Annotated in this window: 11 protein-coding genes; 6 read left to right on the top strand and 5 right to left on the bottom strand. The window is 71.8% G+C overall.

Annotated features, from left to right (window positions below; all coding sequences use genetic code 11):
- From ABZV38_RS32360 to ABZV38_RS32350, 3 genes are all read left to right on the top strand, one after another.
- Positions 1-484: lysophospholipid acyltransferase family protein (locus tag ABZV38_RS32360; protein ID WP_356332000.1), on the top strand; the 484-nt coding region annotated here is incomplete at its 5' end.
- Complete coding sequence (locus tag ABZV38_RS32355) at positions 481-1,491, top strand: NAD(P)H-dependent glycerol-3-phosphate dehydrogenase (RefSeq protein WP_356331999.1); 1,011 nt, start codon at positions 481-483, stop codon at positions 1,489-1,491. The genes ABZV38_RS32360 and ABZV38_RS32355, both read left to right, overlap by 4 nt.
- Before the next feature lie 73 nt (positions 1,492-1,564).
- A complete protein-coding gene (locus ABZV38_RS32350) occupies positions 1,565-2,722 on the top strand; it encodes a D-alanine--D-alanine ligase family protein (RefSeq protein ID WP_356331998.1) in 1,158 nt (385 codons plus the stop codon).
- A 56-nt stretch (positions 2,723-2,778) separates the two neighbouring features.
- Here the strand turns inward: ABZV38_RS32350 and ABZV38_RS32345 are convergent, their stop codons facing one another.
- Both ABZV38_RS32345 and ABZV38_RS32340 read right to left on the bottom strand, forming a co-directional pair.
- The gene (locus ABZV38_RS32345; protein WP_356331997.1) at positions 2,779-3,267 is read right to left on the bottom strand and encodes a DUF3515 domain-containing protein; all 489 of its coding nucleotides are present in this window, start codon (positions 3,265-3,267) and stop codon (positions 2,779-2,781) included.
- 20 nt (positions 3,268-3,287) lie between these two features.
- Positions 3,288-3,521, bottom strand: coding sequence for an Lrp/AsnC ligand binding domain-containing protein (locus tag ABZV38_RS32340; RefSeq protein ID WP_030928667.1), 234 nt, complete (start codon positions 3,519-3,521; stop codon positions 3,288-3,290).
- Positions 3,522-3,839: 318 nt separating this feature from the next.
- Between ABZV38_RS32340 and ABZV38_RS32335 the strand changes: the two genes are divergently transcribed.
- Entirely contained in the window at positions 3,840-4,811 is a 972-nt protein-coding gene (locus ABZV38_RS32335; protein WP_356331996.1) for a thiamine-phosphate kinase, read from the top strand.
- 42 nt (positions 4,812-4,853) lie between these two features.
- Complete coding sequence (thiD, locus tag ABZV38_RS32330) at positions 4,854-5,666, top strand: bifunctional hydroxymethylpyrimidine kinase/phosphomethylpyrimidine kinase (RefSeq protein WP_356331995.1); 813 nt, start codon at positions 4,854-4,856, stop codon at positions 5,664-5,666.
- 83 nt (positions 5,667-5,749) lie between these two features.
- Here thiD and rpmB read toward each other — a convergent pair whose 3' ends face one another.
- A complete protein-coding gene (rpmB, locus tag ABZV38_RS32325; protein WP_030928661.1) occupies positions 5,750-5,935 on the bottom strand; it encodes a 50S ribosomal protein L28 in 186 nt (61 codons plus the stop codon).
- A 258-nt stretch (positions 5,936-6,193) separates the two neighbouring features.
- Between rpmB and ABZV38_RS32320 the strand changes: the two genes are divergently transcribed.
- Entirely contained in the window at positions 6,194-7,831 is a 1,638-nt protein-coding gene (locus tag ABZV38_RS32320; RefSeq protein ID WP_356331994.1) for a DAK2 domain-containing protein, read from the top strand.
- A gap of 8 nt (positions 7,832-7,839) precedes the next feature.
- Here the strand turns inward: ABZV38_RS32320 and ABZV38_RS32315 are convergent, their stop codons facing one another.
- Together ABZV38_RS32315 and ABZV38_RS32310 are read right to left on the bottom strand one after the other, a co-directional pair.
- A complete protein-coding gene (locus ABZV38_RS32315) occupies positions 7,840-10,785 on the bottom strand; it encodes a tetratricopeptide repeat protein (RefSeq protein WP_356331993.1) in 2,946 nt (981 codons plus the stop codon).
- The gene (locus ABZV38_RS32310) at positions 10,782-12,689 is read right to left on the bottom strand and encodes an HSP90 family protein (RefSeq protein ID WP_356331992.1); all 1,908 of its coding nucleotides are present in this window, start codon (positions 12,687-12,689) and stop codon (positions 10,782-10,784) included. The genes ABZV38_RS32315 and ABZV38_RS32310 overlap by 4 nt, the downstream gene beginning before the upstream one ends.
- Positions 12,690-12,721 lie beyond the last annotated feature (32 nt).

The raw sequence follows: 12,721 nt of genomic DNA, 5'->3' as shown, positions 1-12,721 counted from the left end.
GATCCCTGTGTACCGCGAGACGACCAATGCGCTGGATGCTTTCCGGGCCGCCGTCGACGCCATCGAGCGCGGTGAATGCGTCGCCTTCTACCCGGAGGGCACCCTCACCCGCGACCCCGACATGTGGCCGATGGCCGGCAAGACCGGTGCCGCCCGCGTCGCGTTGATGACGAAGGCTCCCGTCATCCCTGTTGCGCAGTGGGGCGCCAACATGGCGATGCCGCCGTACGCCAAGGAGAAGAAGCTCCGGCTCTTCCCCCGCAAGACGCTCCAGGTGCAGGCCGGACCGCCCGTCGACCTCGCCCGGTTCTACGACAAGGAGCCGACGCCCGACGTCCTGCGCGAGGCGACCGAGGTCATCATGGCCGCGGTCACCGCCCAGCTCGAAGTCGTGCGCGGTGAGAAGGCCCCCGCCGAGCTCTACGACCACCGCAGCGCGCGTGCCGAACAGCGGCGCAAGGCCGAAGGAAAGGGACCCAAGTGACGCACCCCGTAAAAGCAGCCGTCTTCGGAACCGGCTCATGGGGTACGGCCTTCGGTATGGTCCTCGCCGACGCGGGCTGCGAGGTCACGCTCTGGGGCCGTCGCGCCGAGGTCGTCGAGGCGATCAACACGACCCGTACCAACCCCGACTATCTGCCGGGAATTGAACTCCCCGACTCCATCAGGGCCACCACCGACGCCGCCGAGGCGCTGCGCGGCGCCGATTTCGCCGTGCTCGTCGTGCCGTCGCAGACGCTGCGGACCAACCTTGCCGACTGGGCCCCGCATCTGGGTCCGGACACCGTTCTCGTCTCGCTGATGAAGGGCGTCGAACTCGGCACCGCGAAGCGGATGAGCGAGGTCATCGAGGACGTCACCAAGGTCCCCGCGGACCGTATCGCCGTCGTCACCGGCCCCAATCTGGCCAAGGAGATCGCCGAACGCCGCCCCGCCGCGGCCGTCGTCGCCTGCCAGGACGAGTCGGTGGCCCGCCGCCTCCAGGCCGCCTGCCACACCCCGTACTTCCGCCCGTACACCATCACCGATGTGGTCGGCTGCGAACTCGGCGGCGCGGTCAAGAACGTCATCGGTCTCGCCGTCGGCATCGCCGACGGGATGGGTCTCGGCGACAACGCCAAGGGCTCGCTCATCACCCGCGGCCTCGCCGAGACCACCCGGCTCGGCCTCGCCATGGGCGCCGACCCGCTCACGTTCTCCGGACTCGCGGGCCTCGGCGACCTGGTGGCGACGTGCTCCTCGCCGTTGTCGCGCAACCACACGTTCGGCACCAACCTCGGCCGCGGCATGACGCTGGAAGAGACCATCGCCGTCACCAAGCAGACCGCCGAGGGCGTCAAGTCCTGTGAATCGGTGCTCGATCTGGCGCGCCGGCACGGGATCGACATGCCCATCACGGAGACGGTCTTCTCCATCGTCCACGAGGGCAAGCCGCCGATGGTCGCTCTGGGCGAGCTGATGTCGCGCAGCGCGAAGGCCGAGCGCCACTGAGCGGCTTCGCTGTACGCGGGTCGGCCCAGGGGACGCTGACGCGGCTCGTACCAGCAGGTACGCTCAACGCGATATGAGCAGCGAGAACCTCCCCCAGAGCCCGGAGCAGCAGCTCCGCAAGCCGCGTGTGGCCGTCGTGTTCGGCGGCCGCAGCTCCGAACACGGCATTTCGGTCGTCACGGCAGGTGCCGTCCTGAACGCCATCGACCGGACGAAGTACGACGTCCTGCCGATCGGCATCACGACGGACGGCCGCTGGGCGCTCACCGCCGACGAGCCCGAGCGGATGGCCATCACCGACCGGAAGATGCCGGACGTGGCACAACTGGCCGAGTCCGGCGAGGGCGGCGTGGTGCTCTCCGTCGACCCCGGCAGCCGCGAGGTGGTCTACAGCGAGCCCGGCTCGGTCCCGAAGGCGCTCGGCGAGGTCGACGTCGTCTTCCCCGTCCTGCACGGTCCGTACGGCGAGGACGGCACCCTCCAGGGGCTCCTGGAGCTGTCCGGGGTGCCGTACGTGGGCGCCGGTGTGCTCGCCTCGGCGGTCGGCCAGGACAAGGAGTACATGAAGCGGGTGTTCACCTCGTTCGGGCTGCCCGTCGGCCCGTACGTCGTGATCCGCCCCCGCGAATGGGACACCGATCGCCACGGTGCCCGCAAGCGCATCGTGGACTTCGCCGGTGAGCACGGCTGGCCGCTCTTCATCAAGCCCGCCCGGGCAGGCTCGTCCATCGGCATCACCAAGGTCGACGACCTCTCCGGCCTCGACGAGGCGATCGAGGAAGCCCGCCGCCACGACCCCAAGTTCCTGGTCGAGTCGCTGCTGCGGGGACGCGAGATCGAGTGCGGGGTGCTGGAGTTCGAGGACGGACCGCGCGCCAGCGTGCCCGCCGAGATCCCGCCGGTCACCGCGCACGACTTCTACGACTTCGAGGCCAAGTACATCGACTCGGCGTCCGGGATCGTGCCCGCCCCGCTGACCGAGGAGCAGACGGCCGAGGTCCAGCGGCTCGCGGTCGAAGCCTTCGAGGCGGCGTCCTGCGAGGGCCTGGTGCGCGCCGACTTCTTCCTCACCGAGGACGGCGGCTTCGTGATCAACGAGATCAATACGCTCCCGGGCTTCACCCCGATCTCCATGTACCCGCGGATGTGGCAGGAGAGCGGCGTGAGCTACCAGGAGCTGGTGGACCGGCTGATCCAGGCGGCGTTGACCCGCCCGACCGGCCTGCGCTGAGAGGCACCGGGCCGGACGCGCAGCACAAGCGCCGGGCCGGACTGTGCGGACACTTTCTAGAGGCTGCTGGGCACCGTCTTCTTGACGGCAGCAGCGAATGCCGCCAGCGGGCTCATGTCATGCGCGTACGCCGTCGAGAGCGACACCTCGACATACGCCTTGCGATAGGTGGTGGTGAAGCGCGGACCGGCGTCCTCCGGCTGCTCCAGCAGCCAGTTGACGCCGTCCGCCTCGGCCCCCTTCGCCATCGGATCGTCCATCTTTGCGGGCCGGTCGACGCCGCAGCGCAGTACGATCGCCCCGTCCCCCCAGCCGGCGGTCAGCTCCGACTTCGGCCCGGGGTCGTTGCGCTCCTGTCCGGCGACGGTCTTCGGCAGCTCCTTGTGCAGTGCACGGCAGTAGGCTGCGGCTTCCGGCGCCGGGGTGGGAACCGTGATCGACGCATGGGTGTCCGTGGAAGAGCAGCCCGCCGCGGCCAGCAGCAGAACGGCAGCGGACGGACCGAGGAACACGGGGCGGCGAAGCCGGCGGCGGAAGGACGTCACCGGCCCAGCGTATAAGGGGGCTACAGATGAACGACCGGGCAGGTCAGGGTTCTCGTGATGCCTTCCACCTGCTGCACCTTGGCAACCACCATGCGTCCGAGTTCATCGACTGTGTCGGCCTGCGCGCGCACAATCACGTCGTAGGGGCCGGTGACGTCCTCTGCCTGGATCACTCCCGGGATTTTCGTGATGGTCTCGGCGACGGTCGACGCCTTGCCCACCTCGGTCTGAATAAGGATGTACGCCTGTACCACGGAACCTCCAGGGCGGCCACGAGGATCATGTGGGGGAAAGAGACGCCACGGTATCGCGTTGCCGCGGGCCGCGGGGAGACCTGCGGACCGGGTGACGTCCCACCGCGTGGCGTACGGATGGCAGAGGTTGACGTATCTCTTGACAGTACCGACAGCAGTGACGGCTCGCGACCGCAAGTGCAGCGGTCCGGATGGGGGACAGGCATGCCGGTGACAACCGGAGCAGACTGCTTCCGACGGCCGGACCACGGTCCCGGCCCCCGGCCGCCGATCCAGGCCGGACGCCTGTCCGGCGCGATAGATGAGAGGTGAGACTCGGTGAAGGGAACCGTGGGCGAGTTGGGGGAGTTCGGGCTCATCAGGGAGCTCACTTCCCGGCTCACCACCACTCCGGCGGTACGGCTCGGACCCGGCGACGACGCCGCGGTCGTGGCCGCTCCCGACCGCAGGGTCGTGGCCAGTACTGACATCCTGTTGGAGGGACGGCACTTCCGCCGCGACTGGTCGACGGCGTACGACGTCGGCCGCAAGGCCGCCGCGCAGAATCTCGCCGACATCGCCGCCATGGGCGCCGTGCCCACCGCGCTGCTGCTCGGCCTGGTCGTCCCCGCCGAACTCCCGGTCACCTGGGCGGGCGAGCTGATGGACGGCATCCGTGACGAATGCCAGGTCGCGGGGGCGGCCGTGGTCGGCGGTGACGTGGTCGGCGGGGAGACCATCACCGTCGCGATCACCGCACTCGGTGACCTGCGCAACCACGAACCGGTCACCCGGGCCGGCGCCCGCCCCGGCGATGTCGTCGCTGTCACCGGCTGGCTCGGCTGGTCCGCCGCCGGGTATGCGGTGCTCTCCCGCGGCTTCCGCTCGCCGCGCGCCTTCGTCGAGGCCCACCGGCGCCCCGAACCGCCGTACCACGCGGGCCCCGCGGCCGCCGGGCTCGGTGCCACCGCCATGACGGACGTCAGCGACGGGCTCGTCGCCGACCTCGGGCACGTCGCCGAGGCCAGCAAGGTCCGGATCGATCTGCGCTCCGGCCTCATCGACATCCCCTCGCAGATGTCCGACATCGGCCAGGCGGTCGGCGTGGATCCGCTGCAGTGGGTGCTCACCGGGGGGGAGGACCACGCGATCGTCGCCACCTTCCCGGCGGACGTGAAACTGCCCGCCCGCTGGAAGGTGATCGGCGAGGTCCTCAACCCGTCGGCGCTGCCCCAGGTGACGGTCGACGGGGCGCCCTGGACCAGCAAGGGCGGCTGGGACCATTTCGGTGGCATCGAGGACGCCCACTAGGGGGCGCCCGGTAGCTCCGGCGCCCGGAGTAGATTTCGGGGTATGGCCATATCTGCATCCCCCGCCGCACCGCTCGTGCCACCCCGTGTACTCACCGTCGCCGGATCCGACTCCGGCGGCGGTGCGGGCATTCAGGCCGATCTGAAGACGATGCTGGCGCACGGCGTGCACGGCATGAGCGTGATCACCGCGGTGACGGCGCAGAATTCGCTGGGTGTCCAGGGCGCGTGGGAGCTGCCCGTGGAGGCCGTCCGGGCCCAGTACCGCAGCGTCGTCGACGACATCGGGGTCCAGGCGGTGAAGACCGGCATGCTGGCGTCGGCCGCACTCGTGGAGACCGTCGCCGCACTCCTCGCGGCGACCGACGCCCCGGTGGTCGTCGACCCGGTCGGGGTCTCCAAGCACGGCGATCCGCTGCTGGCCGCCGAGGCCCTCGATTCCGTACGGAAGAAGCTTCTGCCGGTCGCGACGGTGGCGACCCCCAACCTGGACGAGGTGGCACAGCTCACCGGAGTGACCGTCATGGACGAGCCCGGAATGCGGCGGGCCGCCGGGGAGATTCTCGGATACGGACCGCGCTGGGTCGTCATCAAGGGCGGGCATCTGCCAGGCGACCCGGTCGATCTGCTCACGGACGGCGCCGAGGAGCACTGGCTGCGCGCCCCCCGGCACGACAACCGGCACACCCACGGCACGGGCTGCACCCTGGCCTCCGCGATCGCCTGCGGGCTGGCCCGGGGGCAGGACGTCCCGACGGCGGTACGGGCCGCGAAGGAGTACGTCACCGGGGCGATCGCGGCAGGCTTCCCGCTGGGCGCCGGGATCGGCCCCGTCGACCACGGGTGGCGGCTGTAGGAGCTCGGCGCACAGCAAAAAGCCGGTCCACCGAGGTGGACCGGCTTTTTGGGCAACCGGAAGGCTGCGCTACGACGGGAACGTCAGCGCGCGACCTTGCCGGCCTTGATGCACGAGGTGCAGACGTTGAGCCGCTTCGGCGTCCGACCGACCACGGCACGCACGCGCTGGATGTTGGGATTCCAGCGACGGGACGTACGGCGGTGCGAGTGCGAAATGTTGTTGCCGAAGCCCGGCCCCTTGCCGCAGACGTCGCAGTTGGCAGCCACGGGTCACTCCAAAGACTTCAGGTGCACTTACAGTGAATTCCGGCGCGCCGGAATCATTTGACTGAAGTGGCGGTACCGGAGGAATGGCCCGACTCTCATCGGGCAACCGAAGCAGCATACAACGGCTGCGTCGGTAGAACGAAACTACCATGGGTTTCACCGCCGTCTGCCCCGCCCCTGCCCCGGCCGGACCCACCGGGCCGGACTACTCTGCGGTTCAGCCAGCCGCCCACGGCCGCTCTCCAGGAGGAACACCACGTGTCGCAGACCGCCGACGACATGGACGCCGTCGCGGTGCGTACCTGGTGCTCGCTCGCCCTGGAGACACTGGGTCGGGAGCGGGCGGCCATCGACGCGATCAATGTGTTTCCCGTGGCGGACGGGGACACCGGGACCAACCTCTATCTGACGGTGGAGTCCGCAGCAGGAGCCGTCGAAGCGGTCTTCGCCGCGCACGAGACCGGCGCGTCCGTGCCCGCCCTCGCGGATGCCGTACGGGCCATGGCGCACGGGGCGTTGATCGGCGCCCGCGGGAACTCCGGGACGATCCTGGCGCAGCTGCTGCGCGGCATGGCGGGGGTGCTGGCCGACGGGCACGACGCGGACCATCTGCGTCTCGCGCTGACCCGGGCCGCGACGGCAGCCAGAGCGGCCGTCGCCCACCCCGTCGAGGGCACCGTGCTGACGGTGGCCACCGCCGCCGCCGAGGCCGCCGGGCGCACGGCGGGCGACCCGAGTCCGCAAGCGGTCGTGCAGGCGGCGTACGAGGGGGCGCGCACGGCGCTGGACGCGACCCCCGGACAGCTGGCCGTCCTCGGGCGGGCGGGCGTCGTGGACGCCGGCGGACGGGGACTGGTGGCCGTCCTCGAGGCGCTCGTCGTAGCGCTCTGCGGCCAGGCGCCCGAACACGGCACCTGGGTGACCCCCGACATCGCCCCCGTGACCACTGCCGCGGCCGACGACTGCGCGGCGGGCGGACCGCAGGACGGCCCCGCCTTCGAGGTGATCTATCTGCTGGAGGCCGGGGACGACGCGGTCGACCGGCTGCGGACCCGGCTCGACGGGCTCGGCGACTCGCTCGTCGTGGTCGGCGGAGACGGGCTGTGGAACGTCCACGTCCATGTCGACGACGCGGGGGCGGCGGTGGAGGCCGGGGTCGAGGCCGGCCGGCCGTACCGGATCCGCATCACCCACTTCGGCGCCGACCGGGTCCACCCGCACCGCAGAGATCCCGCGCAGCGTGGTGTCGTCGTCGTGGTCCCCGGCCCCGGGCTCTCCGGCCTCTGCGCGGAGGCCGGTGCGACCACCGTGCTCGCCCGGCCCGGTGAGCCGCCGGCCAGTGGCGAACTGGTCGACGCGATCCGCCGCGCGCACGCCCGCGAGGTGGTGCTCCTGCCCAACGACGCCGAGTTGCGCCACACGGCGGCGGCCGCTGCCGAACAGGCCCGCACCGAGGGCATCCGGGTCGCCCTCATCCCGACCCGGGCCGCGGTCCAGGGCATCGCCGCGCTTGCCGTCCACGAGCCGGACCGCAGCTTCGACGAGGACGTGGTGGCGATGACCGCTGCGGCCGGGGCCACCCGCTACGGCGAACTGGCCGTCGCCGAACGGCAGTCCTGGACCATGGCGGGCATCTGCCAGGCCGGCGACATCCTGGGCCTGATCGAAGGCGATGTGGCGGTCATCGGTGAGGACGTCCCCGGCACGGCCCGGTCGGTGATCGACCGGATGCTGGCGGCGGGCGGCGAACTCGTCACGCTGGTACTGGGCGAGGACGTACCGGACGCCTTGGCCGACGCGCTGGAGGAACATGTGCGGGAGGGCTATCTGGCGGTGGACACGGTGGTGTACCGGGGCGGCGGACAGGGAACGCCGCTGCTGATCGGGGTGGAGTAGCCCCGTCCCTACTGGTGCGGTGCCGGGTCCACGTACGTGAGTACCGATTCCGCCTCCGCCCGCCGCGCACGCACCATGTCGTCCGCCTCCGCACCCTCGTACACCGCAAGCACCGCCCGCGCCCGCGCCCGCGCCTCGTCGCGGCGGCCCAGGTCCGCCTCCAGCCAGGCAGCCATCAGTTCCGCCGCCGTCCGCCGGCCCAGGAAGTCCGGGCCGGCCCCGGTGAAGCCGGTGACGGCCCGGTTCACCTGACCGAGCGCCTCCTCGTACGTCGTACGCGCGCATCCCTCGTCGTCCTCGTCCGGCTTGCCCTCGCAGGCGTCGGCGATCAGTTCGCCGGTCTGGCGGTGAGTGTCCGCGAGTTCCGCCCACAGCCCGGGCATCTGTTCCGGCTCCGCGGCCGCCAGAGCCGCCTCGCACTCGCGCACCGCCGCGGCCATGAACGCCCGTGCCGCCGCCGGCCCCGGCTGCCCCTCCCGGACCGCGATCCAGGCCCGCACCCGCAACGTCCTTACCAGTGCATGGACGTCGCCCAGCTCCCGCCACAGCTCCCCGGCGCGCGCATACGCCTTTTCTGCCTGGGAGTTGAGCTCGGCCTGGTACAGCGCCTGCCCGGCGAGGTTGGCAAGCATCGCGTGATCGTGCTGTTCGGGCCAGGACCGCGCGATGTCCGCCGCCTTCAGCCAGTGTCCGGCCGCCTCCCGCGACTCGCCGAGCGCGGTCAGTGCGTCACCGAGCCACCACAGCGTCTGGACGACCATGCCGTCGCCGTGGTCGTCGGCCGTGATGTCGGGCAGCACGGCCTCCAGTACGGCTGCCGCCTCCGCTGCCCGCCCCGATTGAAGCAACCAGCCGCCGAGCAGGTGCCTGGCGTGGACTCCCAGGCCGCCGCTCTCGCCCGCCTCGTCCGCCCAGTGCGCGGCATCGAGCGCCTGCTGGGACGCCTCGGCGAACTCCCCGATACCGCCGAGCACTTCGGCGAGCTGCAGATGCAGTCGCGCGCGGCCCGGCGCGGGTACGAACGCCGCGCCGTGCTCCAGGGCCGCGCGGGCGGTGCGCTCGGCCGTGGCGTGGTCGTGCAATTGGACCGCGATCCTGGCGGCCTTGGTCTCGTAGGCGACGGCGTACCAGGGCAGTCCGGCCCCGATGGTCTCGGCGGCGGCCCGCGCATACAGCTCGCCCGCTCCCGGCCCGTCGCCCCGGTAGGCCGAGATGTCGCCGAGGAACCCCACCGCCTCCGCGGTCCGGGTGGCCACCCCGGCCTGCGCGCCCAGCGGTTCGGTGAAGGCGAGCAGCTCCCGTACCCCCTGTTCGAGAGCGTCGACCGCGGTTTCGGCAGACGGCTCGTCCGGGGCGTCGAGCACCAGCTGATTGAGGATCCGGGCCCGGCAGACCAGCACGCCGCCGGCCTGGCGGGCGGTGGCCCGGCCCTCCGCGTGCAGGGCGAGGGCGCGGTCCACGAGGACAGCTGCCTCGGCGAGGGCCTCGGTCGCGTGCCCGGCCTCCAGGGAGCAGGCGTACGCGCCCCGGGCTGCCGCGGCAACGGCCTCGCCCGGGTCTCCCGCCGCCCCGTACAGCTCGGACGCGGACAGGAACAGTTCCCGCGCCACGGCCGGCGGGAGGGCACCGTCCATCGCCCGGTGGTCGTCGATGCATGCCCGGTCGTGGTCCGAGAGCCCCGTCGAACCTTCGGCCGCACGGGCGGCGGCCTGCCAGGCGGCCCCGGCGTCCGGATGCTGGGCGTCGGAGAGGCGACGGGCGTCGGCGAGCAGATCGGGGAGGCCGAGCGGTGCGTCCACGGCGGTCCTGGGCACGGCGGCCGGTTCCGGGGCCACCGCGGTCAGCCGCGGAGCCCGTAGGCCGAGCGGCAGCCGGTCCAGCAGCGGCTGCTGGGCCAGACGCTCCCGCACCACGTTGCCGACCTGCGTATTGCCGTTGCGCTCGTCGAAGCGGCCGGCGAGTGCGAACGCCTGCTCGCGGGCGTGACCGGCCAGCGAGCGCGCGGTCCAGTCCGTGCCGGTGGGTCCCGGCACGGGCTGGCCGCCGTGGCCCAGCGCGGTCAGCCGGTCCAGCAGCAGAGCGCTGACGGCCAGGAAGTCCATCAGGGAGTCGGGGTTCCCGGTGGCGGTGAAGTACGCGGGCCGCTCGGCGAGGATCTCCAGGGCCCGTGCCTCATTGCCGGTCAGCGCGCAGAACTCGATGTGCAGCGCCACGGAGTCCCGCATGGACTCCATCGGGCGGACCATCCGGTACCCGCGCAGATGGTGGCCGCGGGCCTCCTCGGTGCGACCGGTGCGCAGCAGCGGAAGCAGCGAGGCCGCCAGCACGGCATGCGGCTCATGGGCGCAGGTGTGCTCCCCGTCGAGGACCGGCCGCCAGGTGTGAAGCGCCTCCTCGTCCAGCCCGCGGTGCACCTGCCAGGAGCCCTGGCTGTGCAGTTCGCAGGCGTGGCAGTTGGCCATCCGGTCCCGGTCGGCCGCCTGCCAGGCGGTGTACGCCCGCTCGGCCCGCTCCAGATCGCCGAGATGGCGGGCGATCTGCAGCTCGCCCTGGCGCACGGCCCGTTCGGAATGCCCGGCGAGCCGGTAGCGGTGCGCCATCTCGCCCTGCCACTTCTCGATGGAGGCGAGCGGTATGTGAGGCTGATAGATCATGGAACTGGAGACCCACTTGAACATCCAGAAGAGGTGGTGGGTCATGACCTGGTCGAAGCTTCCGGGCTGTTCGTCCCACATACGCAGCAGGCGCGCGAAGGGGACGAACATCTTGTCCTTCTCCGAGCTGTAGTTGTACGCCTGCAGCTGGTTGGCGAGCGCCTCGACGAGAAGCGGCGCGTCCCCGGTCCGCGCGGCCTCGGTCAGCAGCCGCTCCGCACGGGCATTGCGGGCCGGCCCCTCCGGCTCCGCGTAGTTGTCCCGCAGGGCCTGCCGGATCGTCGCGACGTCGAGGCTCATCGGTCGTCCTCCTGCGGACGGTCGGGGAGCTGTGCCTGCTCCGGGACCGGGTGCGTGGCCCACTCCAGCAGCCCGATGAACGCCCGGTTCAGCAGCGCCGAATCGGCGGGTCGCAGCGGCCGCTGCGCCATCAGCAGCGCCTGCCCGTACAGCGCCTCCGTGGCGGTCGCCGCCAGCTCCGGGGTGTTCAGCGAACCGATCCGGCGGATCAGCGGATTGAGATGGTTCAGCACGAGCCGGGCGCGCGGCGCAGTCCCGCGCAGCGACCCGAGGATCCCCGCCCACAGGTCGTCCGCCTGCTCCTCCGCGTCGGCGCGGGCCTGCTCATGGCGGACCGAACGGTCGTCGAGATGCAGTGCGGGCACGGTCAGCGGATGGAAGGCGCGCAGCGCCACATCGCAGCCCAGCGGGTCGAGCCTGGCTCGGGCCGCGGCCAGGAAGCCGCCGAGCGCCAGTTCCTGGGCCGGATCGACCGTGTCCAGATGCGCGGTGACGGTATCGGCGTCCAGCTCCGCGACCGCCGTCCCCGGCCGGACCGACGGCAGCCGTTCGACCAGCTCGGTGTCGTACGTATAGCCGCCGTTGACGACCCCGATGCCCTGCGCGGACGCGATCGGAGCGACCTGCCGGTACTCCTCCACGGTCCGGGTGAAGTGCACCACCGGATGGCGCCGGGCGAACTCCTCCAGCGACAACCGGCCGTCCGTCGTCTCGAACGGCAGCCACGGCAGCATCGTCCGCAGCATGGCGCTGTCGTGCCGGGCCAGTGACTTCACCCCCAGGTGGTGCACGGACAGGAACTCCGCCAGCCGCTCCGGATCACCCGCGGCAAGCCCGGTCAGCCACTCCCTGATCCGTTCGCCGAGCGCCTCCCGTACGGCGGCGAGGGTCTCGTCCGCGTACAGCGCCTCCCGCGACGCGGTGGGCCGCAGACTGTCCGTGTCGATGACGCACCGCACGAAGAACGCCCAGTCGGGCAGCAGTTCATCGGCCCGGTCGGTCAGCAGCATCCCCTTGAGATGCACCCGGTGGCCCGCACGCTGCGCCGGACTCACGGCCGACGGCAGCACATACGCGACGCCGCGGATCCCGGCGAGCGGCAGATTCAGATCGATCGCGTCGAGCGGCGAGAAGCCGAACTGCTCATGGCAATGACGGGCGAGCGCCACCCGCCGCCCCGCCGGGCTCGGATACGGACGGTCCCACGGCGCCGGAAGCGCGGTGACCGCGGCTTCGCCGACCCGCACGTCGTACGGCAGGAGCGAACCGAAGTCGCGGGCGAGCGCGAGGACCCGCTCCTCGGCGAGCCAGTCCGCGCTGCCGGGGCGGGCGACCAGATGCACGGTGGTGCCCGGCTCGGCGCGGGCGCTCTCCGGGAGCGTACGGACGGTGTACGAACCGTCGTCGCGGGCGCACCACTCGACGGGCGGCGCCCCGGGCGTACGGGCCGACCGGCTGACCACCCTGATCTCGGCCGCGACGACGAAACACGCCAGCAGCCCGATGCCGAACTGGCCGAGGAACTCGGCACGTGCCGAGGCCAGCCCCTGCGCACCACCGCGTTTGGAGCTGCGGCCGATCGTCGCGAGCAGACTGTGCACATCGGCCTCGGTCAGACCGATCCCGCTGTCCTCGATCCGCAGCCGCCCCCCGGAGGCGTGGAGCCGCACCAGGGCGGGCGTGTCCGGCTGCTCGGCGCGCCGGGCCGTGATCGCGTCCACGGCGTTCTGCAGCAGCTCGCGGAGGTAGACGCGGGGAGAGGAGTAGAGGTGGTGGGAGAGGAGATCGACCAGTCCGCGCAGATCCACCTGGAAGGTGTGCGGCGACCGGCCCGAGGAGGAGTCGGAGGTGGATTCGGAAGACGAATCGGGGGACGCGGAGTTCGCTGAGGTCTCAGATGTCATCGTCGCAGCGCCGGTGGGGGGACGGGCGACGG

The organism is Streptomyces sp. NPDC005181, assembly GCF_040608395.1.
Classification (GTDB): Bacteria; Actinomycetota; Actinomycetes; order Streptomycetales; family Streptomycetaceae; genus Streptomyces.
The sequence above is the reverse complement of the archived record's forward strand: the minus strand, read 5'-3'. Positions and strand labels throughout refer to the sequence as shown.